General features: G+C 54.3%; 22 protein-coding genes. 10 read left to right on the forward strand and 12 right to left on the reverse strand.

What is annotated here, in order from left to right; genetic code table 11:
- Positions 1-116: 116 nt before the first annotated feature.
- The 7 genes from ACTOVJ_RS07800 to ACTOVJ_RS07830 all read right to left on the reverse strand — a co-directional run bounded on the left by ACTOVJ_RS07800 (position 117) and on the right by ACTOVJ_RS07830 (position 8342).
- Positions 117-1208, reverse strand: a complete 1092-nt coding sequence (locus ACTOVJ_RS07800) for a 2,3-butanediol dehydrogenase (RefSeq protein WP_449501304.1) — start codon at positions 1206-1208, stop codon at positions 117-119.
- A gap of 92 nt (positions 1209-1300) precedes the next feature.
- Positions 1301-1897: a DUF421 domain-containing protein gene (locus ACTOVJ_RS07805; RefSeq protein ID WP_449501305.1), complete on the reverse strand. Its 597-nt coding sequence runs from the start codon at positions 1895-1897 to the stop codon at positions 1301-1303.
- A 12-nt stretch (positions 1898-1909) separates the two neighbouring features.
- On the reverse strand, positions 1910-3226 hold the full coding sequence (gene brnQ, locus ACTOVJ_RS07810) for a branched-chain amino acid transport system II carrier protein (protein ID WP_449503701.1): 1317 nt from the start codon (positions 3224-3226) through the stop codon (positions 1910-1912).
- Positions 3227-3288: 62 nt separating this feature from the next.
- Positions 3289-4581, reverse strand: a complete 1293-nt coding sequence (gene brnQ, locus ACTOVJ_RS07815) for a branched-chain amino acid transport system II carrier protein (RefSeq protein ID WP_449503700.1) — start codon at positions 4579-4581, stop codon at positions 3289-3291.
- Positions 4582-4610: 29 nt separating this feature from the next.
- Complete coding sequence (locus ACTOVJ_RS07820) at positions 4611-6068, reverse strand: amino acid permease (RefSeq protein WP_449501308.1); 1458 nt, start codon at positions 6066-6068, stop codon at positions 4611-4613.
- Positions 6069-6155: 87 nt separating this feature from the next.
- Entirely contained in the window at positions 6156-7544 is a 1389-nt protein-coding gene (locus tag ACTOVJ_RS07825; protein ID WP_449503699.1) for a DHA2 family efflux MFS transporter permease subunit, read from the reverse strand.
- 270 nt (positions 7545-7814) lie between these two features.
- Positions 7815-8342: a biliverdin-producing heme oxygenase gene (locus ACTOVJ_RS07830; RefSeq protein WP_449504685.1), complete on the reverse strand. Its 528-nt coding sequence runs from the start codon at positions 8340-8342 to the stop codon at positions 7815-7817.
- 391 nt (positions 8343-8733) lie between these two features.
- Here ACTOVJ_RS07830 and ACTOVJ_RS07835 point away from each other — a divergent pair, with 391 nt between their 5' ends.
- Both ACTOVJ_RS07835 and ACTOVJ_RS07840 read left to right on the forward strand, forming a co-directional pair.
- Positions 8734-11007: a bifunctional metallophosphatase/5'-nucleotidase gene (locus ACTOVJ_RS07835; protein WP_449502690.1), complete on the forward strand. Its 2274-nt coding sequence runs from the start codon at positions 8734-8736 to the stop codon at positions 11005-11007.
- A 185-nt stretch (positions 11008-11192) separates the two neighbouring features.
- Positions 11193-12698, forward strand: a complete 1506-nt coding sequence (locus tag ACTOVJ_RS07840; RefSeq protein ID WP_449503697.1) for an endonuclease/exonuclease/phosphatase family protein — start codon at positions 11193-11195, stop codon at positions 12696-12698.
- 248 nt (positions 12699-12946) lie between these two features.
- Here the strand turns inward: ACTOVJ_RS07840 and ACTOVJ_RS07845 are convergent, their stop codons facing one another.
- Both ACTOVJ_RS07845 and ychF read right to left on the reverse strand, forming a co-directional pair.
- Positions 12947-13561, reverse strand: a complete 615-nt coding sequence (locus ACTOVJ_RS07845; RefSeq protein WP_449501313.1) for a DedA family protein — start codon at positions 13559-13561, stop codon at positions 12947-12949.
- 296 nt (positions 13562-13857) lie between these two features.
- On the reverse strand, positions 13858-14937 hold the full coding sequence (ychF, locus tag ACTOVJ_RS07850) for a redox-regulated ATPase YchF (protein ID WP_449501314.1): 1080 nt from the start codon (positions 14935-14937) through the stop codon (positions 13858-13860).
- Between the two features lie 101 nt (positions 14938-15038).
- Here ychF and ACTOVJ_RS07855 point away from each other — a divergent pair, with 101 nt between their 5' ends.
- Positions 15039-16259: a DNA recombination protein RmuC gene (locus ACTOVJ_RS07855; protein ID WP_449503696.1), complete on the forward strand. Its 1221-nt coding sequence runs from the start codon at positions 15039-15041 to the stop codon at positions 16257-16259.
- 6 nt (positions 16260-16265) lie between these two features.
- Here the strand turns inward: ACTOVJ_RS07855 and ACTOVJ_RS07860 are convergent, their stop codons facing one another.
- A complete protein-coding gene (locus ACTOVJ_RS07860) occupies positions 16266-17381 on the reverse strand; it encodes a 4-hydroxy-3-methylbut-2-enyl diphosphate reductase (protein WP_449501316.1) in 1116 nt (371 codons plus the stop codon).
- A gap of 191 nt (positions 17382-17572) precedes the next feature.
- Here ACTOVJ_RS07860 and xseA point away from each other — a divergent pair, with 191 nt between their 5' ends.
- From xseA to ACTOVJ_RS07875, 3 genes are read left to right on the forward strand one after another with little or no spacing between them, the layout of a single operon-like run.
- Positions 17573-18820 (forward strand): exodeoxyribonuclease VII large subunit, encoded by a 1248-nt coding sequence (gene xseA, locus ACTOVJ_RS07865; protein WP_449501317.1) that lies wholly within the window; start codon positions 17573-17575, stop codon positions 18818-18820.
- A gap of 20 nt (positions 18821-18840) precedes the next feature.
- On the forward strand, positions 18841-19131 hold the full coding sequence (locus ACTOVJ_RS07870) for an exodeoxyribonuclease VII small subunit (protein ID WP_449503695.1): 291 nt from the start codon (positions 18841-18843) through the stop codon (positions 19129-19131).
- The gene (locus ACTOVJ_RS07875) at positions 19128-20081 is read left to right on the forward strand and encodes a carbohydrate kinase family protein (protein ID WP_449501319.1); all 954 of its coding nucleotides are present in this window, start codon (positions 19128-19130) and stop codon (positions 20079-20081) included. Before ACTOVJ_RS07870 ends, ACTOVJ_RS07875 begins: the two co-directional genes overlap by 4 nt.
- Before the next feature lie 61 nt (positions 20082-20142).
- Here ACTOVJ_RS07875 and ACTOVJ_RS07880 read toward each other — a convergent pair whose 3' ends face one another.
- Positions 20143-20907 (reverse strand): isoprenyl transferase, encoded by a 765-nt coding sequence (locus tag ACTOVJ_RS07880; RefSeq protein ID WP_449501320.1) that lies wholly within the window; start codon positions 20905-20907, stop codon positions 20143-20145.
- Here ACTOVJ_RS07880 and trhA point away from each other — a divergent pair.
- A complete protein-coding gene (trhA, locus tag ACTOVJ_RS07885; protein WP_449503694.1) occupies positions 20906-21937 on the forward strand; it encodes a PAQR family membrane homeostasis protein TrhA in 1032 nt (343 codons plus the stop codon). The two genes, ACTOVJ_RS07880 and trhA, sit on opposite strands and share 2 nt — an antisense overlap.
- Before the next feature lie 41 nt (positions 21938-21978).
- Here trhA and mca read toward each other — a convergent pair whose 3' ends face one another.
- Positions 21979-22848 (reverse strand): mycothiol conjugate amidase Mca, encoded by an 870-nt coding sequence (mca, locus tag ACTOVJ_RS07890; protein ID WP_449502681.1) that lies wholly within the window; start codon positions 22846-22848, stop codon positions 21979-21981.
- 261 nt (positions 22849-23109) lie between these two features.
- Between mca and greA the strand changes: the two genes are divergently transcribed.
- From greA to ACTOVJ_RS07905, 3 genes are all read left to right on the forward strand, one after another.
- Complete coding sequence (gene greA, locus ACTOVJ_RS07895) at positions 23110-23598, forward strand: transcription elongation factor GreA (protein ID WP_449501323.1); 489 nt, start codon at positions 23110-23112, stop codon at positions 23596-23598.
- Positions 23599-24270 carry a peptide-methionine (S)-S-oxide reductase MsrA gene (msrA, locus tag ACTOVJ_RS07900; protein WP_449503691.1) on the forward strand — a complete coding sequence of 224 codons (672 nt, stop codon included), beginning with the start codon at positions 23599-23601 and terminating at the stop codon, positions 24268-24270.
- Positions 24271-24574: 304 nt separating this feature from the next.
- Positions 24575-24982 carry an FKBP-type peptidyl-prolyl cis-trans isomerase gene (locus tag ACTOVJ_RS07905; RefSeq protein ID WP_449502680.1) on the forward strand — a complete coding sequence of 136 codons (408 nt, stop codon included), beginning with the start codon at positions 24575-24577 and terminating at the stop codon, positions 24980-24982.
- The last annotated feature ends 105 nt before the right edge of the window (positions 24983-25087 follow it).

The following is a 25087-nucleotide window of genomic DNA, read 5'->3' on the forward strand; positions in this document are numbered from 1 at the left end:
GGTCTCCACACAAATAATTTTTTGGGGCCGCCCGGGGGGGGGGGGGGCGCCTCGGCGGCCCCCCCCCCCCCCCCCACTGCACATCAGTCAGTGATTTAACCGATGAGCACAGCCATTCACAGGCCTTCGCCCGACGGCGAAACGAGGATCTTCACTGCGGTTTCATTGTGGTTGATCAGGGTATCGAACCCCTCGTCAACCAATCCCTCCAGACCGATCTTTCCGGTGATAAACGGCTCGAGGTTCACCTTGCCCTCAGACACCAGTTTGATGGTTGCCGGATGCGAATGAGCGTAGGCGATCGTTCCGCGAAGATCGATCTCCTTCATCACGAGCTGGTGAATATCGAGATCCGCATGCTTGGACCAGATCGAGACAACGACGAGAACTCCACCTGGGCGAAGTGCATTCATCAGGGTGTCGAAAACGACCTGAACCGAGGTGCATTCGAATGCCACATCAGCGCCAGCGCCGTCGGTAAGTTTCTTGACTTCTTCGACGACGTCGACCTCGGCTGGCGAAAGCGCGTAGTCAGCGACGCCCGAATCGAGAGCTTTCTGGCGGCGAAGCGGTGAAAGTTCCGACATGACGACAGTCGCACCGAATGCCTTGAGCACGGCAGCGGTGAGCAGACCAATCGGGCCAGCTCCGCCGACGAGGGCAACCTTACCCTTGGCCATTTCCTCCGAGGCATAGCCTGCACGCTCAACGGCATGGTAGCCCACCGACAGCGGCTCAATGAGAGCTGCCTGATCGAGCGGAATCGAATCCGGAATCTTGTGGATCCAACGGCGCTTGACCACGATGTTCTCCGAGAGGCCGCCGCCACCGCCACCAAGACCGATGAAGTTCATATCTGGCGAGAGGTGGTAGAACTTATTCTCCTCTGTGGTGTCAACGTCGTCGTGGATGAGATAAGGCTCAACCACAACATGATCGCCGACCTGGAGATCTGTAACATCGTCTGCAACTTCCTCAATCACACCCGACATCTCATGGCCAAGAGTGACAGGGGCATCTTCACCTGAAATTGGGTGCGGGTGGCCGTGCGGTGGAATGAAGATCGGCCCTTCTTTGAATTCGTGCAAATCAGTGCCGCAAATGCCACACCATGCAACCTTGACGCGTGCGGTGCCTGGCTTGAGCTCCTGCGGTTCAATATCTTCGATGCGAATGTCTTCGCGATCGTAGTAACGTGCTGCCTTCACCGTATTCTCCTTTGACTTAATCGGGAGTGCTAGCACAACCAATTATACAGAAGGACAGTATTAATTATTGATGTCGCAAAGATTGAGCGGTTTCACTTATCTTGCGCGAGGAGCTCCTGTGGTATTTCACCTGCTGAGCGCACACCGACGATCATCTGTGGATCGATCAGAGTGCCGACGCGCAGTAGCGACATATCCCCTGTACGTTCTAAGATCACCGCTGCTACTTCATCAAGCGAATGCACACCTTTTTTACGAAGTTCAGAAAGAACTTCAGTTCGGGTGATGTGTGCTCGTTTCATTTCGTGGGTAACGAATCGGCCCCCAGCAACTAAACACACGGCACGGTTGTTGATCATTCGGGCTAATCGTGGACGCCCTGAAAGACGGCCAAACGCAAGTTCAAGCACGGTGAGCATCACCAACACAATCACCGCCGTGCCGAAAGTGGGCGTGTAGCCCATCATTGCTCGGCCCATCACCGCACCCAGAACAATCACGAGGAGCATGTCAAAACCCGTAAGCTTCATGAACATCCGCTGCCCCATTAAACGTGTCATCACAATGAAAAAGCCATAGAGTGCACAGGTTGAGATCACGGCCGCTAATGCTTGTAATGGTGTCAGCCCGAGATAGATCAGCAGTTGCTCACTCGTGGACAGATGGTGATAGGCATCAATTTGCTCCATGGTGTTATTGTGTCACTTCACCGTGCCGAGCGCTGTCCGCGTCGTCTGTATACGACGAAAATCAATCACGATACCGACGGCAAGCGCCACGAGCGCCGGCACAACCCACGCCATCTTTACCGTGCCAAGCGGGAAGACATTAAGCACTTGGCGCAAAGGTTCAAACAGTTTCACGCCTGTGGAGTTCAGGGCTTCCACAATCGAGAGCACACCTGCAGTCCACGCCGGTAGACGGTAGGCCCACACCAAATGTCGCGCTCTCATCGCACTTTCGATCAGTGCCACCACAATCAAACAGATCGTCACCGGATACAGGAGCTGACAAATCGGTGCGACCACCGCGAGAATTGTTTTCAGCCCGAGGTTCGAGATCAACACAGCAGCAGCCAAATGCACAATTAACCAGGTATGCGCGGAAACGGATGGGATCAACTCATGCCAGAACCTCGAACCTGACGCAAGTAGACCAATCGCCGTCGTCATGCACGCAAGGATGATCATCACACCGAAAAAGACTTGTCCCGCTGTACCAAACAAACGCGCCGCAACCCCGGTGATCACTTCAGCACCGTTATCCCCGTTTCCGACCGCGCCGACGTTGATCAGCCCGAAATAACACGCAGCGAGCAAGATTCCCGCGATCAGCGAAGCAATCGCTGTTCCCCGACGAAGTTGACGTCCCGCAAGTCCGGCGCCAGCGAGCGCCGTCATAATGACCGATCCGTACATCAACGTGGCCAGCGAATCCATGGTGAAGTAGCCTTCGATGAGACCAGAAGCAAAAGGTGATGAGGCATAGTCGGTATTTGCCTGATGACTAGTGTGAGGCAAAGTGAAGGACAACGCCACCATCACCACAAGCAAGAAAAGCAACACCGGAGTCAACCATCCACCGATATTTCCCACGACTTTGTGCGGTCGGCGCACAAGCACATAACAGACGGCGAAAAACACCAAAGTGTAGAGGAAAAGCGCAAGCTGACCCGACCCCGTCGACGGCGCGATAGCGATTTCAAAACTCACCGCAGCCACGCGCGGGGTGGGATAAATCATGCCGATAGCCAGGTACAGTGCGCAGGTGAAAATCAGGCCAAAACGTGGTCCAATTCGATCAGCAATACGCTTTTCATCTGGACGCTGAGTGGATGCCGCAAGCATCCCCGCCACAGTGAGCGCAGCGCCTGTGATAACAAATCCTGCAGCACCGATATAGGCATGGTCGCCACCATTAACCCCGATCATCACTGGCAAAATCAGGTTTCCTGCGCCGAAAAACATGGCGAACAAAGCAAAGGCAGCAACGATAACAGAACGCAGACGAATATTCATTTTTCCTCTTTTTCTTCAACACCGCGTGGTTGAGCGCAAAGCGCACAGCCGACGTCAGTGGCTCAAGCGACGTCGGCGCGCTTGGTAAGTCGAAGGTCGAGGAACAATCCGATGGCGAGGGCACATGAAGCGGGCACAACCCATGCCATCTGCAATGAACCGAGCGGGAAGATGTCAAGAACGGAACGCAACGGAGCGGCCACTGCCAGACCAGTAGACCAGGCCGCCTCAAGGACAGACAGACCACCAGCAACCCATGCGGGAAGTCGGTATGACCAGTAAAGGTTGCGGTGAATTCCAGCAGCTAGAAGTGTCACAGCCACGAGCACGATAACAATCGGATAGAGAAGCTGATTTGCCGGTGCAACCACTGCCAAGATGCGCTCCAGCCCTAGATTGGTCAAGGCAAAGGACACACCGATACAGATATAAAGCCAGCGACGACGCGAAATCGATGGCACAAGACCGTGGAAATATTCCACCGATGCCCCAGTCAAACCAAGAGCAGTGGTCAAGCAGGCAAGAACCACGATCAGCCCGAATACTGCCTGTCCCCCGGAGCCAAACATCTCACGCGCAACATTTGCGATCACTTGCGCACCGTTCGCACCCTGCCCCACTCTTCCTACGACCACCAGGCCGAGGTAGATAATGCCCAAAATCGCACCCGCCATAACTCCAGCAATGGCTGTGCCACGATGGATGTTTCGTCCGCGGAATCCTGCTGCAGCAAGCGAGGAAAGAATCACTCCCCCAAACATTTGCGCCGCCAATGCATCCATCGTGAAGTAGCCCTGGATAAAACCGGCAACAACGGGTGAGGAGGCGAAAGTTCCCTCCGGGTGGTGGTTGATCACCGGCGCGTTCCACGCAGCCACGATCAGCACCAACAACAAAATCAGAAGAGCTGGAGTGAGCACAATTCCAATTCGCGCTACGATCCGATTCGGGCGCAATGCAAGAGCAAGGGTCAAGGCAAAGAAGATAGCCGAGCATGCGAATAGGGCTAGCGGCGACGAGCCAACGATTGGCGCAGCCCCCATCTCAAAACTCACGGCTCCAACGCGTGGAATGACGTAAACCATGCCGGTGAACAAGAAAATCAAAGTGGTGACCGCCAGGCCGAATGTCCTTCCCATACGGTCCGCCAGTCGGGATTCGTCGGGGCGCTTGGTAGAAAGCGCCACCATCGAGAGCACCGGTAGAAGAACACCTGTGGAAAGGAAACCGACTGCTCCAACCCAGGCTGCACGACCGCCGTCGACGCCAATCATCACAGGGACAATGAGATTCCCCGCGCCAAAGAACATGGCAAACAGCGCCAGACCGGTAACCAACAAGGTACGAACATGCATCGTGACTTCTTTCCTTCGCAGCAGGTTGACTAGCGCTCGACGTCGGCAGAGACGTCGGTGTCAGATTTACCCGCGGCAGCAAGCGACTGACTCAATAAGTCAACTGGCGCGGGTAGAGTGCGGACACGTCGTAAGACTTCGTAGCTTCCCAGCAGAATGACAATGTAAGGAATTCCCGCCCACCATGTCAGCGGCATCAACCAGTGCAAAGCGACGAAGTTGGCAACGCAGGCGACAATCACCACGTAGTTCACTACGGGTGCTCCCCATAACCTGCGCTTGACCAGTTCCAAACCTGCCTCGCGGCGAGCTTTGCGAAACGCCAAGTGCGTGACCATGATAATCGTCCAGGTGATGAGGATTGCCACGATTGTTGCACCGATAAGGTATGCGAAAGCTCCTTCAGGAGCAATGATCGACAGTGTTGCAGTTGCCGCAACGGCGATTGCACTGATTCCAATTGCACCGATCGGTGCGCCCGCTGCATTGAGGTGACGTGCGAATGCCGGCGCTTCACCATCGATGCTCAGTGCATGAATCATGCGGGTTGCAGCGTAGAGGCAACCGTTGGCAGACGAGAGCGCAGCGACAATCAGAACCGTATTCATGATGTGAGCTGCTGCGCTGATTCCCGTCAATTCAAGAGCCCGAACAAAAGGCGACTCAGTGAGTGCATCGCCCTGGGCTGCAGTGGCACTCCATGGTTGGAGAGCCAAGACAACAGCAATTCCAGCAATGTAGAAAATAATGATTCGCCAAATCATGGCAGATGCAGCATGAGGAATATCGCGCGCCGGATTTTCCGATTCAGCTGCGGTAGACGACACATTTTCGATACCGCCAAAAGAAAAAACTGCCATCGCCGAGGCCGCAAGCAAACCGAGCATTCCACGTGCGAAGAAACCTCCGTCATCGGTGAAATGTGACAGGCCAATGGGAGCCTGCCCCGGAACTGCACCAACAATGAGAGCAATTCCGAGGAGGATGAATGCTACCGCTGCCACAATTTTGATCATTGAGAACCAGTATTCGGAGCTTCCATAGAGGCGAACAGAGTATGCGTTAAAAGCGAAGATCACCACGGCACACCCGATGGTCCCGACCCACAGCGGCATGGCAGGGAACCAGAATTGAATGTAGGTTGCTGTGGCCGTGACTTCGGCGCCTGTGGCAACAAGCGATTGAACCGCAAAATTCCAGCGAGCGACATATCCACCGCGTCGGCCGAGGTAGGCAGAAGCCACGGTGCCATGACCTCCTGCAACAGGATGCACTGACACCATTTCAGCGAGCGCCCACACAACAGCAAGGGCGAATAATCCAGCGTTAAGATATGCGAGAATCGTGGCAGGCCCCGCTAGCGCAATCACGGAGCCAGAGCCGAGAAACAACCCGGTGCCAAGTGCGCCAGAAAGACCGATCATGGACACTTGACGGCGTGTCAGGCGTCGGACCAGTTTTTGTGGTTCGCTAGAAATTTCACACATGCTCCTCAAATTATCGCAGGTCGCGGTGAGCGCGCGAACGCATTCCACTGAGTGAACATGTTTCGCCGACGTCGACGAGACATCACATCAGTGTTGCGGACGACGCAAAGTAAAGGAAAGCGCAAAAACGATTGTCTCGATGATCAGCGCAAAGAAAAACGCACGATGCGCTCCTGCCACCATTGCCGCACCTTGGGAAGCGCCAGCAGCAAGTGAACGTCCCATACCGGTGGACATAATGGCAATGAAAATTGAGGAACCCGCTGCGCCTGCCACCTGTTGGATCGTTGACAGTGAGGCAGAGCCGTAACCATACTGTTGTGGCGCGAGCCAGCCAAGAGCAGTAGTGAATGACGGTGAGAACGTCAGTGTCAAGCCGATGTTCATGATGATGTGGAAGGCAAGGAAATACCACACGGAGGTGGACGTGGTGATCCCGAGCAACATCGCAAATGCTCCCACCACGATCGCTGTTCCAGGGATTGCCAGTGGGCGCGGGCCGACACGATCATAAATATTTCCGACGACAGGACCGAGCAGACCACTGATCGCAGAACCGGGGAGTAAGAGGAGACCGACCTTGTAAGGCTCAAGTTCAAAAGAGGTTTGGAGCATCAGCGGTAAGGTGATCAAGACGCCAAACATTCCCATCATGGCAAGCATGACCATCATAGCCGGCGCGGTGAAACGCATATTCGCAAAAACACGAACATCAAGAAGTGGTTCACCGCCTTTGACTAACCTCATTTGACGCCAGACGAAGAGCGCGAGCATTCCCAGGCCAATCGCCAAGACGGCGGGAGCGAGCCACCATGGAAGATCTGGACTGGAGAAAGAGGAAAGCCCGTAAATCGTGCCACCGAAGCCAAGAGCTGATAGCGGCAACGAAATGTAATCCAGGCGAGCTTTGCTCATGAATTCATTGAGATTTGGCAACCAGACGTACCCTGCGATAATCACGGCCACGACGATCGGAACCATTGTTGCAAAAACTGAACGCCACGATCCGAATTGCAAAACCACCCCAGCTACGGCAGGGCCAAGAGCCGGAGCGACGGAGATGACCATCGAAACGATACCCATCACGCTTCCTCGTCGTGCCATCGGAACCACGCTCATCACCGTGGACATCAAGAGCGGCATCGCAATCGCTGTGCCGAAGGCTTGGACGACTCGGCCAGTCAAGAGAATCGAAAATGTCGGAGCAAACAGAGCGATCACTGTGCCGACGAGGAATGACACAGTGGACATGAAAAACATCGGACGCGTATTGAAACGCCGTTGCATCCAGCCAGTTGTTGGAATCACGATTGCCATGACCAGCATAAAGATTGCAGTGAGCCAGGATGCCGAGCGCGTGCCGATTGCAAGTTGAGGATCTGCCGCGATATCACGCAGCGCAAGGTTCATCGTGGTTTCGTTCAAGAGCACCACGAAGGCAGCGGCAAGCAGGACAGCGATTGCACGCTTCGCCAACCGGTGCAATTTCACCGGTTGGCTGGGACTGCTCGGGAAGCGATTTCGACATCTGGACCTCTTCTACAAGTAAACATTCACCAAAGAAATTATAATTGAAATCTAAATTATTCCCGATTTGTCTTTCTCGTGTCTACGTGCTTTTGAACACACATCATGTTCACATCACGCCGCGTGGCACATAACAGCTTTAATCTCACACATCGAAAGACAGTGTGGGGATCAGGTTATCACCCGATCCCCACACCATAAAATCACGGCGGCTAACGCTCAGGCTAATGCCTTTTCTAGTTCAGCAAAAACCGCTTGGTTGTACCGGAATGCCTTGACCGCATGTTCAACAATTTCAGCGCGCGACTCCTCGCTGACGGGCAAAGAATCGAGAGATGCTCGATACTCATCTTTAAACACTTTCGGTTTCTCAATACCGGGGAAAGAGTAGAAGTTCAGAACATCATCACTCAGCCCATAGTGGCGACGCAGCATTGTGGCAATGATTTGCCCACCGGAAAGATCCCCAAGATAGCGGACATAGTGATGCGCTACCAGAGCCTCAGGCGAGGCACCCTCAATAGCCTCGACATAAGTGCGAGTTGCCGGAAGCATTGGTTCCTGCGTCCGATGAGCAAGACCGAGAGCTTCAAGATCACGCTCAATTGATGCCAGTCGATCAAGACGCTCATCCAAGATCGGAGCCACCAATGGCTGATCAGCATATTTTGCCGCAACAGTTTCTAGAGCGCGGTACACATGGAACATCTGCAGGGAAAGCTCTCCCCCATGCGTTCTGGGGAGCATTGCCAGAGACGAGATCCTCCATGAACGTCGTATGCTCTGCATCGGAGTGAGCAGCAGCAGTTGCAGCACGCATTTCGGCAGCAAGCGAAAGATTTTCGGTCACACTCAAGTCCTTTCTTGTCGCTAAGTGTCGGCATCACATTAGCAAACATTCGCGTTACGTAATTAGGGTTCCCTAATGTTTCAGTTTTTCGTGATCGGTATCACTCTCTCCGACGATGTTGACGAGGCTCGTGCAGCAGACGAAAAGGCCCCTCACTCGTCAGAAAATTGACGACAACATTCACTACAACATCAAAATTTTTTGGCGTGATCTCGGACGATAACTTCTACCGATAGTGCTAGGATGAAAAAGCAATCTTGGGCGGATCCTACCTGAGGAGAACATTCAATGAAGAATCACGCACGGTTCGTAGTCGGCTCACTTGCCACTGCAGCCTTGGCACTATCACCGATGACCGCTTTGGCAGTTGATGGCACTGACACTGACAAAGCACCGGCGTCAGAGGGACAAAACTCTGACATCGTCACCCTCGATCTCTACAACTTGACGGATATCCACGGCCACATCGAGGCTGTCAAGGGGAAGAAAGAGGGAACGTTTAAGGAAGCTGGCCTTGCTGCAGCCTCCTGCTACTACAAGGCAGCCAAGGCAGCCAACCCGAACTCCCAACTCACCCTCCTGGGTGACAACATCGGTGCTTCACCGTTTACCTCTGGTTCAGACAATGACAACCCCACCATCGCCGCGCTCAACGAGATGGAAGTCTTTGCTTCCACCATCGGCAACCACGAGTTCGACAAAGGGGTGCCTGCACTCAAGGATCGTTTCGCCGGTAAGAACGGTTTCACTCAGATCAAATTCGACTACCTCGGTGCCAACATCGACGGCCTCAAGGAACTCGGGTCTTACAAAATATGGACATCTCCTTCAGGCGTGAAAGTCGCCTTCATCGGCGCAATCGAGGACGACGTCGCTACCAAGCTTGCACCAGGCACCGTTGATTCACTCACGTTCAACAAGCCTGTACCGATCATCAATTCGCTCGCCACCAAGCTCAAGGCAGAGAAGAAAGCTGACGTCGTCATCGCCATGTTTGATAACGACGTCGAACGTTCCTACCCATTGATGGGGAAGGACGTTGACGGCATTATGGGCGGTGACACACACAAACCGTACTTCGACTTCAACATGGTGAAGGCGAATGATGGCCACCTCATCACCGCTACTGCTTCTGGCTCATTTACCGACAACCTCTCCAACCTTCAGATCACGTTCGACAAAGCCACAGGCAAGGTCGTGAAATCACAGGCAATCAAGATTGATGCCACCACACTCGTCAAGTGTGGCGAAGATCCAGCCGTCAAGGCAATCGTCGACACAGCTGTGGCGAAAGCAGAAAAAGCCAAGGCAAAAGTTGTTGCTGAAGGAACCGGAAACTTCTACCGCGGAATTCAACAAACCGTCAAAGACGGCAAAGCAACCGTTGGCGAGAACCGTGGAACCGAAAGCACCCTTGGCTCACTAATCGGTGACGCAATGAAGGGCGCCTTCACAACACTCGACGGCCAACCCATCGACATCGGGATCATCAATGCCGGTGGTATCCGCGCTGACCTTGAACCTAAGGATGGCAAAGTCACTGTTGGCGACATCTTCGATTTCATGCCTTTCTCCAACGAAGTTGGCTATGTCAAGATGACCGGAGCACAGTTCAAGACTCTCCTTGAGCAGCAGTGGAAGACACTAGGCAAAGATTCCTCACGTCCAATGCTCAAGCTCGGCCTATCCTCGAACGTGAAGTACACCTACGATCCCACCAAGAAGATGGGAGAGCGTGTAACTTCGCTTCTGATCAACAACAAGCCAATCGATCCAGCGAAGGTTTACTCCGTCGGTTCGGTAACCTTCCTCCTTTCCGGTGGCGATTCCTTCGATGTCCTCAAGGACCCGAGCATCGCGAAGACTCTGACCACTGTCTCTGCACCGCTGTCTCTTGATCGCGAATGGATGGAGAGCTACCTCAAAGCACACCCGAAGAGCCAACCGCGTCAGACCACTCAATCCACTGGTGTGACGATCGATTCAAAGGTGACTGGCAACAAGGTCGACGCCAAGGTTGCAGTTCGTGGCTTGTCCTTCACCCGCGAAGGTGAGTTCATGCCCAAGGAAGTCACCATTAAGCTCGGTGACGCCTCGGCAACCGCCAAGGTCAACAACACTCTCGAAGATGCAAACGCGGCCAACGAAAACGCAATTGTCACCGCCGACGGCGTGGGATTCACTGAGCCAGTTTCCCTGTCCACCACAGCTTCATGCACGATGGCTAAGAACGGTAAGGTTCACCTCCCACTCACCATCATGGCCGGAGACAAGGAGATCGTCTCTGCCAACGCTGGTCTCGGGGTCGACATCACGTGTACAGCTTCCAATCCGTCCGATGAGGGTAAGGGTAAGGCAGAAAAGGGCGCAGACACCAATAATGGCAATTCTGGCAAAGGAAAGGCCAACACCGATCCGACTCCAACCCCAACTCCGAAGGCCACCCCACAAGGTAAGAACCTTCCAATGACTGGTGCAGATTCGGCAACCGCAGGAATTGCGATGCTCATTCTGCTCAGCCTCGGTGGAGTAGCTCTCGGCGTGCGAAAGATTCGCCGATGAGGTGAGGTTTTCATACGTGTGAAGTGATGGGCGGATCAGTGACAGCTGACCCGCCCATCACTGTCTCTACCAGCCTATATATACTGACGTTTTCTCAGGAAAATAGCAGGTGTGCTGCGGATCCCATCAACACGCAAATGCTAGAATGCATCCGTCCATCTGCCTAATGTTTCGAGGACATTATGATGAAGATAAAAACCACACGTCTGCTTGCTCTGACAGCAGCGCTCCCTCTCCTTCTCGGAGCTCAACTCGCATCCGCGGCTGAGACTCCCACACCAACATCGCCTAAAAGCCATACCAAGCCAGTGCGCGTTGCCACGTTCAACGCTTCACTGAATCGTAAGTATCTCGGTGAGCTCCAGAAAGATCTCTCCACCCCGAACAATAAACAGGCACAAAACGCTGCTGAGACGATCCAGCGCACTGCTCCTGACATCGTCCTCATCAATGAATTTGACTACGATAAAGCTGGAAAATCGGTTGATCTATTCCGCAAAAACTATCTCGAAGTGAGCCACAACGGGGCTCCTGCACAGAAATACCCCTACGCATGGCATGGCCCAGTAAATACGGGGATTGCTTCGGGTTTCGATTTAAACAATAACGGCAAGCTTGGCGAACCTGATGACGCATGGGGCTTTGGGGCGTTCCCTGGCCAGTATGGTTTCGTGGTGTACTCCAAGTACCCCATCAAGATGGATCAGGTTCGCACTTTCCAAAAATTCCTATGGAAAGACATGCCAGGCAATCTCATGCCGGTAAATCCTGACGGTTCTCCCTTCTACTCACCCGAGGAAACTGCATCCTTCCCACTATCGTCGAAGACTCATGCAGATATCCCCGTTGAGATCGATGGCACTGTGGTACACGTCCTGGCTGACCACCCGACGCCACCAATTGACGGCCCCGAGAAACGTAACTCGCGTCGCAACTTTGACGAGATTCGCCTCTGGGCGGATTACATCTCCGGCAAGGCCGATTATCTATACGATGACGCAGGGAAGAAGGGGTCACTCGCTCAGGATGCCAACTTTGTCATCGTCGGCGATCACAATTCCGATCCAGTTGATGGCGGATCGTGGCCAGGAGCAATTGCTCAACTGCTGAAGAATCCACGTGTGGTTGATACTCTTCCAACGTCACAGGGTGGGCCTGCCGCCGCGATACTCCAAGGCGGTGCAAACGATGCACACAAGGGCAACCCGATCTACGACACTGCAGATTTCTCAGATAAGTCAGTCGGTAATTTGCGCGTCGATTATGTTCTTCCCAATACCGGCACCAAGGTGCTGGGTGCCCAGATCTTCTGGCCTGTTCCTGGCGACGAACTCGAACGCCTTGTCGGCTATGCTGACCCGCTTCCAACGTCGGACCACCGCCTGGTGTGGGCAGACCTCCAGTTCCCAGCGGCCGGGAAGTCCACTGGCGATGTAGCGGAAAAGGGATCCCAGCAGAAGAAGGATCCGGCACCGAAAGCTACTGAACCGGCACCGACTCCGACACAGCCGAACAGTTCGGCAACACCCACTCCGAAGTCCACTACTGGATCGGCTCAGGCTAACGTTCATCAAAAGCCGAATTCTGGTGCACTGGCACATACCGGAGCGACGGTTGCCACTATTGGAGGGATTGGACTCGCTCTGCTCGGTGCAGGTGTCGTCCTTGCCATCCTGCGTCGCAAGAAGTAACGCGACGGAATAAACGGCCAGGGGCGCCGGCGTCAGAGAAATTCTGGCGTCGGCGCCCCTGGTCTTTCACCTGCGCACACTGCGCATTGAATGATCTCGCGAGAAACCACTGAGCATAATGCAAGTGATGTTTCCCGTGAAACACTTGTCCATCGTCAAATCACGCACACCGACACTCTCGCGTTGACGAGTAACGTCGCACCGAAAAGGGCTAGTGCAGGGGAACTGCCGGAGTGATCTGCAGCAGACTATAACTGGCGTTTCTTCCAATATGCTCGCAGTGCAGAGATCACCATCGGCATCACAGAAATTCCAATGATGAGGATCATGATCCCATCGATCGAATGTGTAATACCCGGAATATTTCCCAGGAGAGCGCCAACGGCTGTCATGGATGCCACCCATGCCAAGGCACCACCAATATTCCATCCAACGAACTTCGAGTACGACATCCGGGCAGTGCCCGCCGCAACCGGAACGTAGGTGCGGACGATCGGTACGAAACGCCCCAGAACAAGGGCAAGCGGGCCGCGTCGGGCGAAGAATTCTTCAGCAACTCGCAAACGATCGGTGCGTAGCACGCGTGCGTCGTCTGTGAACAGACGACGTCCGTATCGGTGGCCGAGCCAGAAACCAACTTGATCCCCCGCTACTGCGGCGATGCTCGCAACTAATGCCACCTGCCACAGTGTTAAACCGAGCTGCACGTGGAGAGTGGCCGCCGTCACGAGGAGTGAATCGCCTGGCAGGAAAGGGAAAAGGACACCTGATTCGATGAAAATGATGAGGCCGATCCCACCCAGAGCCCACGGGCCAAGTTGCTGCAGGACTGTTCCCGCGTCCAAAAGGTTGCTCAATGACATGTCGTTCCTCCGTCATCTCTCGTGTGGTGCCGTCGCCATCATGAGCGAGGCACGAAGAAAACTTTGCCACGCAAATTGATTTTGCTGTGGCGATTGGGGCGAACGCCACGGAATTGAAAAGCGCGGAACACGGACGGTAACACATTTTCGCAATCGGGGAACGAACGGAAAAAGATCCGTACCTCTGATCTCCCCGGAGAACCCGACCGAAGTTCTTTTACAATTCGATGACGTGGCCCTTTAGCGGATGGGAGGCCGGAACATCAGCCCCGGCCTCCCATCGTTTTTAGTGCGAACTACACATTAAACATAAACTCGACGACGTCGCCGTCTTGCATCACGTAATCTTTACCTTCCATGCGAAGGTGACCGTGTGCCTTCGCTTCGGCCATCGAACCGTACTGCACGAGGTCATCGAAGGATACGATCTGAGCCTTGATGAAGCCGCGTTCAAAATCGGTGTGGATCACGCCGGCAGCCTGCGGAGCCGTATCACCCTTGTGGATTGTCCACGCACGAGCTTCCTTCGGGCCAGCTGTCAGGTACGTCTGCAAACCGAGAGTGTCGAAGCCGACGCGGGCAAGCTGATCGAGACCCGACTCGCTCTGGCCAGTCGATTCAAGCATCTCGCGAGCTTCATCTTCTTCAAGCTCGATGAGTTCTGCTTCGAACTTCGCATCAAGGAAGATCGCTTGCGCAGGCGCCACAATTTCGCGCAACTTCGCCTGCATATCGGTATCTGCAAGGCCGTCGTCGTCGGTATTGAAGACGTAAATGAAGGGCTTGGAGGTCATGAGCTGGAAGGACTTGAGGATGTCCTGATCCAGGTGCTTGCCCGCAGCGAAGAGAGTGTTGCCTTGCTCGAGAATTTCGAGGGCTTCTTGAGCGGTGGTGACGTATTCCTTCGGGATTTTCTTGCCCGTGAGTTCTTTTTGGAGGCGCGGAAGCTGCTTTTCGAGAGTCTGGATGTCGGCCAGCACGAGTTCCGTGGTGATCGTTTCAATATCCGACGCCGGATCTACTTTTCCGTCGACGTGGGTGACATCAGGATCAGCAAAGGCACGAGTTACTTGGCAGATGGCGTCAGCTTCACGAATGTTTGCAAGGAATTGATTTCCCAAACCTTCGCCCTCGGAGGCGCCACGCACGATACCTGCAATGTCGACGAAGGAGACTGTTGCCGGCAGAATCTTCTGTGACCCAAAGATCTCCGCCAGCTTATTCAAGCGCGGATCAGGCAGCGGAACGATTCCGACGTTGGGTTCGATTGTTGCGAACGGATAGTTCGCAGCGAGAACATTTGCACGCGTAAGCGCATTGAACAGGGTGGACTTGCCCACGTTAGGGAGTCCTGCAATTCCAATAGTTAAAGCCACGGCTACATTCTAGTGAGGTGAGCGGCGAGTTTCCTCCCGATCCAGAGCTACGGGAAAGTGATGCGAAATTTTTGTCATACCCCCTCGATATTCTTGAGGCTATGAACGTTTCACTCGGTTTCTTCATTGTGATCATTGGACTGTCTATCGTGTGCGGTGCAGCATTGGGCTGGGCATTTGCTGCTGGTCACCACCGCGCGGGGATTGACGCGGCGCGGGCGGAGGCGGATTCCGCCCGCGCCGCAGCCCAACAGTCGCGCGAACAATTACTCATCGCACAGGGGCAACAGGCACGGCTCGAAGATGATTTCGAGAGATTGGCTGAAAAATCTCGTGAGGATTCTTCGTTGCTCACCGCACTGGCACCGATTCGCCATCAACTCGCTGATGTTGATCGATATGTTCGTTCTCTTGATACAAAGAATGCGGAACAATTTGCCCGTATTGCCCAGCAACTAGCGAATGACGCTAAAGTGACAGTTCGCCTCGCTTCCACTGCTGATTCACTTTCCGCAGCGATGACGAATTCATCAGCTCGCGGATCGTGGGGAGAAATCCAACTTCGACGTGTTATTGAGGCTGCAGGTATGCTTGAGCATGTCGATTTCAACGAGCAGAAGGCATCTGCGGGATTTGCTGAGAACGCGAGTGACAATCATCGATCAGGGCGTCCTGATGTTCTTATCCATCTCCCTGGCGGCGGACATATCGCTATTGATTCAAAAGTACCTATGTCCTCATACCTTCAGGCGATGGAGATTTCTCCATCAGATCTCGAACAGTCGGCTGAACGCCACCAGCACCTTGCTGCTCACGCAAAAGCAGTTCGCTCACATATTAATGCGCTAGTGAAGCGGAATTATCCTGCTGATTTTCCAAACTCTCCACAGCTCACCATTATGTTCTTGCCGGCAGAATCGCTGCTGTCACAAGCAGTGGATTCTGATGTCACTGTGCTCGAAGATGCCCTCACTTCAGGAGTCATTCCAGCCTCGCCAGCCACGCTACTAGCACTTCTTCGGTCAATCGCTGCCGTATGGCGAAGCGAATCGGCTTCAGCTGAAGCTACCCAGATTGTCGCTGTTGGACGTGAATTGGTTGATCGTCTGAGTATTTTTGTCGATCATCTGACGAAGTTAGGCAAAACGATCCAAGGATCAGTCAAGGCATACAATTCTGCGATGGCCTCGCTCGAAAGCCGTGTGCTCGTGTCCTATCGAAAATTCAATTCTTTAGGTCAGAAAGCTCACGAACTTCACGCACCTGAGCCCATCAGTAGTGAGAGTGGACAGATCCGAGAGATCACGGCTCCCGAATTATAGGGAGGATTAGCGTTCGTGTGTCTCGCCGATTCGGTGTGTCGAGCGGGCGTTTGATACACCGGCCTGGCGATCACGCACCTTGTGCGGCCGATCCACTTCAACACCAGTTGCTTTGAGATCACCACGAAGATTCTTAGGAAGTGAGAAATGAACATCTTCAGTCACTGTCACGACTGGTTCAACCGTGGTGAATCCGCGCGCTTTGATCCACTCGACAACCTCGCGGACAAGAATTTCTGGTACCGAGGCACCCGAGGTCACACCGATCGTGTGAGCACCGAGAATCCATTCTTCGTCCAACTGCTCGGCTTTATCGACGCGGTACGCGCTCCCAGCCCCCGCTTCGAGAGCGACCTCAACAAGACGTACCGAGTTCGAAGAATTCGCCGAACCAACCACAATGACAACGTCAGATTCAGGAGCCATCTTCTTCACTGCACCTTGTCGGTTCTGGGTGGCGTAACAAATATCATCGGATGGGGGATCAATGAGGTTCGGGAACTTTGCACGCAAACGCTCCACCGTGGCCATCGTCTCGTCAACCGAAAGCGTGGTTTGAGAAATCCACACAACGCGATCAGGATTGCGCACTTCAATAGCCTCGACATCTTCCGGGCCATTCACTACCTGAATATGGGAAGGCGCCTCCCCCTGCGTTCCCTCAACTTCTTCATGGCCCTCGTGACCAATAAGAAGAATGTCGTAATCGTCATTCGCGAATCGGACAGCTTGCTTGTGAACCTTAGTCACCAATGGGCAGGTAGCATCAATGGTCAGAAGATTGCGACGATGAGCCTCTTCATGGACAGCAGGCGAAACGCCGTGAGCCGAGAACACAACGCGAGCGCCTTCGGGCACCTCGTCCGTTTCAGAAACAAAAATAGCTCCCCGCTTAGTCAGCGTCTCGACAACGAATTTGTTATGAACGATCTCTTTGCGTACGTACACAGGAGCTCCGTAGAGTTCGAGGGCTTTTTCCACGGTATCAACCGCACGATCAACGCCCGCGCAGTAGCCTCGCGGAGTCGCAATCAAGATGCGCTTACCGTCAGCGGATTCTTGGGATGGAATCTCAGAAGGAAACGCAGCAGCACCAGCAAGGGACACAGTATTCTCAGTCACGCTTCAACATTATGGGAAAAAACATCACAGCGCGAGAGAGTGCGGCCACACTATAGACACCGCGCCTACTTCTCACAGCTGGGGTGTATGCATATTCTCCATACATTTTCCCTACCTGGCATCATAGATCACTTGATAAGTGTGCCCCTTTGTCCACATCGCCAACGATTTCTCGTTTTAGGATAGACAGCGTGAAGTACCCAGTTCCTCAAGGTCTCCCTCAAACGGCTGCCGCAACCACCGCTCAACAACCATGGCCGCTTGCACTACTCAACAAGAAAATTGAAGAGTATGTGGCGGCAATGTCTTTAATGTGGGTGGAGGGAGAAATTACTGAATTTGTCCGACGTCCGGGATCGAAAGTTCAGTTCCTTACCCTCACCGACCTTCACGAAAATGCCTCAATAACAGTGAAGATCTTCTCTCACGCACTTGGCCCCACCATCGAGGTTGGCCAACACGTTGTTGCGCAGGCAAAACCAGATTTTTACAAAGTCAATGGCTCACTCTCACTCTTTGCCCAGGAAATCCGACAAGTAGGCTTGGGAGATCTCCTTGCGCGCATTGAGGCGCTCAAAGCACAGCTTGCCAAGGAAGGACTTTTCGATGCACGGCGCAAAAAACCTCTCCCCTTCCTTCCGTCAACTATTGGGTTGATTTGTGGCCGTAACGCTAAGGCAAAGCACGATGTTTTAGAAAACACCTACCATCGCTGGCCCGATGCACATTTCACGATTCGTGAAGTTGCGGTACAAGGCGCGGGGGCAGTAAACGAAATTATCCCGGCTCTTGAAGAACTCGATGCTGATCCTCACGTCTCCGTCATCATCATTACTCGTGGCGGCGGTTCAGTCGAAGATCTCCTGCCATTTTCAGACGAAGCCTTGGTTCGCGCTGTCGCCGCAGCTCAGACCCCCGTCATCTCTGCAATCGGACATGAGACTGATGCACCGATCCTCGATCTCGTTGCCGATTTCCGAGCCTCCACACCTACTGATGCAGCAAAGAACGTCGTGCCTGACGTCGGGGAGCTGCGTCAGGATCTTCTTCTTGGCCTGCGCCGCGGCAGGCTTGCAATTGACCGTCTTCTCGAAAGTGCTTCCCATGACATCCGTGCCTTGCGCACTCGTCCGGTAATGTCTCAGCCACGCAACATGCTCGATGCTCGCGCCGAAGATATCGACGGTTTACGGCAATGGTCGGCCCAATATATGAATAGTTGCATCGAGGGTCGGCAAGCAGACCTTTCGGCGCTCACACGCCAGCTACGGACTTTATCCCCACATTCGACGCTCAATCGCGGTTACGCTGTGTTAAGGACACAGGAAGGTCAGATTGTCCGATCATCTCACGGACTCGTACCTGGCCAGCATCTGACAGCAATGCTGGCGGAAGGTGTACTTGACCTGGTGACACCGAATGGTCGGACAGAAGAATGAATTCAGGACAGGAGAGAAAAATGGTAGACAATTCACAATCCGCCAACTCTGCGCCCCTCAGCCCTGAAGAACTTGACGCCAAGGTCGCAGGTCTGTCATTCGAAGATGCACGCTCAAAACTTGTAGAGATCGTTTCACGTCTTGAGCAGGGAAATCTGCCTCTCGAAGATGCACTCACCATGTGGGAGCTCGGCGAAGCCTTAGCACGACGTTGTGAAAAGTGGCTTGATGGAGCTCGCGAACGCCTCGCTGCGGCGCAAGCGTCGGCACAAGCGTCGGCACAATTGCCAGCTCAGGAGAACGGACAATGAGCACCTTCGTTATCGGTGAATCACTTGTCGATATCATCACCCGGCCCGAAGGAACGATCCGCTACCCAGGTGGCTCCCCCTTCGCCACTGCAGTCGGCCTGTCCTTGCTTGGACGACGCACTCAGTTACTGACGCGAATCGGCAATGACGACGACGGAGCGCTTTTACGGCAACGGCTCGAAGAGTCGGGGGTCCAGTTAGTGAAGGGGTCAATAGATTCGCGTCCCACATCGACGGCACAGGCCACGATCAACGAGCATGGGGCTGCGTCATATGAGTTCTCACTTGTCTCAGATTTTCCACTGCCTCCTGAAGATCCGCAGCTTCGCCGCAAGATTCAAGAAAATGCACCGCGTGCGGTACACATTGGCTCCCTCGGGGCTCACCTTGAACCTGGACGGACAGCTGCTCTGGAATGGCTCAAACTCTATGCTGGACGTTCAACCGTGACCTATGATCCCAATATCCGTCTCAACGTAATGGGATCTCGAACAAAGGTACTGGGTCAAATCGATGAGATGATGCCGTATATTGACGTTGTCAAAGCATCTGACGAAGATGTCTGCGCTCTCTTGGGGGAGATCTCTCCACAGGAGGCAGCCCACTATTTCCTTGAACGTGGTGCCAAGCTTGCAGTCATCACTCGCGGCCCCGAGGGGGTATTCCTTTCCACAGGGCATGAGTCCATCTCACTGCCAGCTGCGATGGTTGAGGTTGTGGACACTGTCGGTGCAGGTGATGCACTCACAGCTGCACTCATTGATGGTCTTGGACGGTTCTCTGTGCTCGGTGGCGAAGAAACTGCCCATATCGCAGATCTTTCCGCCCCTGTCCTTCGATCACTGGGAGCTTACGCCGCTGCCGCCGCTGGAATTGCCATTACCCGCGCGGGAGCGAATCCTCCAACCCGGGCAGAACTCCAAGCAGAATCTGAACTCTACGCGCGCTAAACCGACGCACTCGAGATTATTCACGTTAGCGTCTGCCATTCCAATATCGCACCAGCTTCAGCTACCGCCCCATTCGACGATCGCGTGTGGAGAAATCACGAATCGCACGCAAGAAATCGACGCGTCGGAAATCTGGCCAGTAGGTCTCACAGAAATACAATTCCGTGTGAACGGTTTGCCAGAGCATGAAGCCGCTCATCCGTTGCTCACCGGAGGTGCGAATAATCAAATCAGGATCAGGCTGCCCAGCGGTGTACATGTGATCCGAGATCTCTTTCATTGAAAGAGAATTCGCTACTTCTTCGAGGCTTGCTCCAGCTGCTGCGCGCTCAAGTAAATACTCTCGAACTGCCTGGGTTACTTCTTGACGACCACCGTAGCCGATAGCAACGTTCACCGCCATGGCCTGGGGATCTTTCGTCGATCGAGCCGCTGCTGATGTCAGACGTTGCGCAGCCTCAGCGGGAAGCAAACTCAAATCACCAAGGACACGCACATTCCAGTGACCACAGTCGGCAAGTGTGTCCACCGCATCTCCAATGATGCCGATGAGGTCATTCAATTCTGCAGCGGCGCGTGAAAGATTCTCCGTGGACAGCATCCACAGAGTCACGATTTTGATACCCGCCGATTCACACCACCCCAGGACTTCGCTTACGTGGTCAGCACCCTTGCGATGGCCATTAGCCGCCGAGGTTCCCAGAGCCTTTGCCCAACGCCGGTTACCATCCAAAATGATCCCGACATGTTCTGGAACCGCAGCCGAACGAATTTCGCGTTCAAGCGAACGCTCATACAGCGAGTACAAAAACTCGGGTATCCACATGGCTGGGCTCCTCTCTCCGCTCTCATACTACCCGTCCTTGCCCGATCCACGAGGGACACACAGCAAAGAGGCATTCGCAGGAAAAGCTCGGAGCAGCATTCATCCACAGATGGAAAACCTCACCCGAGCATTGCACCAGCGCACGCTTGCCTCTAGCCTTGAGGCGGATACGGAGGAAAAAATGACGAAAGTCCATACGACACCCAAAACAAGCGAGAATGACCGCGCCAGATCTGCCATGACAAGCCTATACCCCGCCAACGACGTTGCTCGCCCCGGTTCCGCTGGCACTGTTGGAATCGATACGCGAGTCTCACCCGGGCATACATCAGCTTCGACGTCATCGGTCAAGACCTTAGCTCACATGAACAGGGCCGAGCGAAAGGCTTTCCTTGCCAGCGGGCCGAAGCCGAAAGCCCGCGGTTGGATCCATGCCATCACCGCTCCCCTAGCTCTCGCCAACGGTATCCTTCTCGTGATTTTCGCCCCGACAGTCGGGAGACTTCTCGCAGCAATCGTTTTTATGATCGCAGGGTTGATTCTCTTCGGAAATTCTGCCGTCTATCACCTCGGGCCATGGGCGCCCAAAGTGAAGGGGATCCTCCAGAAGATCGACCACTCCAATATTTTCATCCTCATTGCCGGCACCTACACGCCCCTGTCGGTTTCGCTCCTCAGCCCATCCCTCGCGTCACTCGTGCTCGGTCTGGTTTGGGGTGGAGCAGCCATCGGAATGAGCATGGCAATTTTCTGGCCATCCTGCCCACGTTGGCTCTCCACTCTTAACTACGTTCTCTTGGGTTGGGTGGCAGTGTGGTTCATTCCGTACTTCTATGCCAGCGGCGGACCCGCAATTGTGTGGCTCATCGCAGCTGGCGGGATCGCCTACACCATCGGGGCACTCTTTTACGCCACGCGCTGGCCAAATCCTTGGCCCGTACACTTCGGATTCCATGAGTTTTTCCATACGGGCACTGCCATCGGCTACTCCTGTCATTGTGTGGCAACATGGCTGGCAATCTTGTCCTAGCGCCAGCGTTCTCCGCCGACGCAGGTGCGTGAGATATTGCCTCAGTTCTCAAGTCCAGGGATACGGTCAAACAGATCAGTTTCTCCGTCTGTCCACCCGACTCTACTCATCGCCAGGTGGAACTGTTCCCACGGCCACACGCGTGCTTCGAGATCTCGTGGAACAGCGAAGAAAATTCCCTCAGGATCGATTTGTGTCGCATGTGCAGCAAGAGCACGGTCACGTACCGGGAAAAACTCAGCGACGTCGATCGATGTCTCTCCCTCTACTGATACGTGACCTTCCGCGTAACTCACCCATTCCGTAAACACAGCGGGGAGTCCCGCGTCGACCATCGCAGCGTCGAGTGTGCGCATTCGTTGAACTGAAAAACCGGCGTCGTAATATACTTTCGTCACTGCCCATGCCGGCCCGCATTCAGGAGCATAGTAAGGATCTGCAGCCGCAGCGACAGCAGCCATCGAGACAACGTGAGTTCGAATGTGATCTGGGTGCGGATAGCCACCGCGCTCGTCGTAAGTCACGAGCACTTGGGGGCGAAATTCGCGAATCTGAGCGACGAGTGCGCGCGTCGGCTCTTCAAGACCAATCGCCGCAAAAGAACCATGAGGAAGCTCGGGCAACGGATCACCCTCGGGAAGGCCGGAGTCGACAAAGCCAAGCCATGCGTGTTCCACTCCCAGGGCGCGCGCCGAGTCCGCCATCTCGCGGCGACGATACGTAGCGAGATCTGCTGCAATATCCGGATTTCCGACGAGGGAGGGGTTGAGGATACTCCCCCGCTCACCACCGGTTGCCGTGACCACGCGCACACGTCCAATTGTGGAATATTTTGCGAGCGTTCCTGCACCTTTTGAGGCTTCGTCGTCTGGATGTGCGTGGACGGCCATGAGCCGGCGTTGCTCAGTCATCGATTCCCCTCATCACGATAGTTGAATTTTTAGTAGTTTTGGCTTTCAATTACTTTAGTGTTCGCACAAGCAAAGAGCAACGCCTCCGGGCATGATCAGCACGCGCAATCGCGACAAGGATCAGCCAAGACTACGCCTCAAGCCGATTCTCTCTGCCCGCCCACCAATGACGGTGTTAGAATTCGGGGACGGCAAGTGCATGTCCACATGTGTGGACATGCTTCTATTTGTAATGACCACAAGGTCATGAAGGAGTACAAGATGGCAGAAAAGGCAGAAACTACCTGGATGTCTCAGGCGAGCTTCGATCGCCTCACAGCTGAGCTTGAGTCGATGAAGACCGAGGGTCGCGCAGAAATCGTTTCGCGTATTGAAGCAGCGCGCGCAGAGGGTGATCTGTCAGAGAACGGCGGTTACCATGCCGCTCGTGAAGAGCAGTCCAAGCTTGAGGGCCGTATTCAAGAACTGACATACCTGCTTGAACACGCTGAGGTATCCGATGAGCCAGTCAGCGCTGAAACAGTGGCACCTGGAACCGTGATCACAGCAAAGGTCAACGGCAAAGATAAGCATTTCCTCCTCGGTTCGCGTGAAGCAGCCGGACACGTCGAGATCGACGTCTACCCCGAATCAGCGCCGCTCGGTGCCGCAATTCTGGGATTGAAAGCAGGGGATACTACCACCTATACCGCGCCGAACGGCAAGGAATTCAGCGTAGAAATCATCAAGATCGAGGCTTTTGAGGGCTAAATGTTTCTTTTCCGTCGACCAGAGATGGTCAAACCCGAAGATGCGCTCCCCGGGCGCGAGAACCCGATCAACCCACATCCGCACAAACATGCAATTCTGGGAACGGATCTGCTCGCCGAGCCCGGCGAAAACCAGGAAGTTATTTACCTTGCTGGCGGATGCTACTGGGGCGTTGAGGAAATTTACTGGCAAATGCCGGGCGTCGTTTCGACGGCGGTAGGTTTCATGGGCGGCTACACGCCTCACCCGACGTACCGTGAGGTCTGCACCGGCGAAACCGGGCACACAGAAACTGTGCGCGTCGTTTTCGATAAAACAAAAACCGACGTCGGTGCGATCTTGAAAACGTTCTACGAGATGCACGATCCAACCTCACTCAACAAGCAGGCAGGAGATATCGGCACCCAGTATCGTAGTGCAGTTTTCTACACCACTCACGAACAGGGGCACACCGCCGTCGCGATGCGCGACGCTTACGAAAAGGTTCTGCGCGAAGCCGGGAAGGGCGAAATCGTCACTGAGTTTAAAGACGCAGCGAAGGCCGGCCCGTTCTACCTCGCTGAGGACGATCATCAGCAGTACCTTCACAAGATCCCCAACGGCTACCGCTGCCACTCGGAGTCGGGCTTGCCGTGCCCACTTCCAGGCTCGGGTCCGTTGGCGGGAATCTGAGTATAAACGCGCCGGGGTGTGAGGTGACAATTAACTTTTCACCTCACACCCCGGATTCGCAAGCGCCACACTTGTCAAACCAGCAATCATGATTATTGCTCTTGATTAAGAAGTGGCGTCTTTCTTTTTTGCGGTCAAAATTCTGGAGTATTGAGAAAATATTTCCACCTCGGATGACCTCTGGCCTTACCCCAATAGTTGCCAGGACGCCTAAATCGCTCACCAAAATACGTGCTGCGACACTTCAGCGAGCGCACCCACCAGTTAGACTTGGGGCAAGTGTTCACACAACGAAAGGACAGATATGTCGAAGCTTCCAGAGGTATCAGGCAAGTTCGGTGACGCACCAGAGTTCACCTGGCCCGAAGGCACAGCCCCCAAGGGGCTGGCAGTTGAAGTGCTCGAAGAGGGCACCGGCCCCGTCGTCACCAAGGGGTCAGAGATCGAGGTGAACTACCACGGCCAGATCTGGGACGGCCCAGTGTTCGATTCCTCTTACTATCGAGGCTCAACAACCTCCTTCCCGATCGGCGTCGGCATGGTCATCCAAGGCTGGGACCAGGCTCTCGTTGGCAAGCAGGTCGGCACCCGCCTCGTCATGTCGGTTCCGCCAGAGAAGGGTTACGGCCCGATGGGCAACCCACGCGCAGGTATCAACGGCGACGACGTTCTCGTATTCGTTGTCGACATCGTTGGTGTTCACCAGCGCTGATGCCGCTGAACCGTTCAAAACGCCGTTCAAAACGAGCAGAAAGTTGTTGGGGGGGGGCCCCACGGACCCCCCCCCACAATAATGGTTAAGCGGGGAATGAAAAAC

Source organism: Arcanobacterium sp. (ex Cirak et al. 2026) (genome assembly GCF_053585065.1).

Coding starts and splice junctions, on each gene's coding strand:
- ACTOVJ_RS07875 (WP_449501319.1), top strand. CDS start 19,128: ATGAGCACCTTCGTTATCGGTGAATCACTTGTCGATATCATCACCCGG.
- msrA (WP_449503691.1), top strand. CDS start 23,599: ATGTTTCTTTTCCGTCGACCAGAGATGGTCAAACCCGAAGATGCGCTC.
- ACTOVJ_RS07870 (WP_449503695.1), top strand. CDS start 18,841: ATGGTAGACAATTCACAATCCGCCAACTCTGCGCCCCTCAGCCCTGAA.
- ACTOVJ_RS07835 (WP_449502690.1), top strand. CDS start 8,734: ATGAAGAATCACGCACGGTTCGTAGTCGGCTCACTTGCCACTGCAGCC.
- ACTOVJ_RS07880 (WP_449501320.1), bottom strand. CDS start 20,907: ATGTGGATACCCGAGTTTTTGTACTCGCTGTATGAGCGTTCGCTTGAA.
- ACTOVJ_RS07855 (WP_449503696.1), top strand. CDS start 15,039: ATGAACGTTTCACTCGGTTTCTTCATTGTGATCATTGGACTGTCTATC.
- ACTOVJ_RS07820 (WP_449501308.1), bottom strand. CDS start 6,068: ATGTGTGAAATTTCTAGCGAACCACAAAAACTGGTCCGACGCCTGACA.
- mca (WP_449502681.1), bottom strand. CDS start 22,848: ATGACTGAGCAACGCCGGCTCATGGCCGTCCACGCACATCCAGACGAC.
- ACTOVJ_RS07845 (WP_449501313.1), bottom strand. CDS start 13,561: ATGTCATTGAGCAACCTTTTGGACGCGGGAACAGTCCTGCAGCAACTT.
- ACTOVJ_RS07840 (WP_449503697.1), top strand. CDS start 11,193: ATGAAGATAAAAACCACACGTCTGCTTGCTCTGACAGCAGCGCTCCCT.
- greA (WP_449501323.1), top strand. CDS start 23,110: ATGGCAGAAAAGGCAGAAACTACCTGGATGTCTCAGGCGAGCTTCGAT.
- ACTOVJ_RS07905 (WP_449502680.1), top strand. CDS start 24,575: ATGTCGAAGCTTCCAGAGGTATCAGGCAAGTTCGGTGACGCACCAGAG.
- brnQ (WP_449503700.1), bottom strand. CDS start 4,581: ATGCATGTTCGTACCTTGTTGGTTACCGGTCTGGCGCTGTTTGCCATG.
- trhA (WP_449503694.1), top strand. CDS start 20,906: ATGGCTGGGCTCCTCTCTCCGCTCTCATACTACCCGTCCTTGCCCGAT.
- brnQ (WP_449503701.1), bottom strand. CDS start 3,226: ATGAATATTCGTCTGCGTTCTGTTATCGTTGCTGCCTTTGCTTTGTTC.
- ACTOVJ_RS07830 (WP_449504685.1), bottom strand. CDS start 8,342: ATGCTCCCCAGAACGCATGGGGGAGAGCTTTCCCTGCAGATGTTCCAT.
- ACTOVJ_RS07805 (WP_449501305.1), bottom strand. CDS start 1,897: ATGGAGCAAATTGATGCCTATCACCATCTGTCCACGAGTGAGCAACTG.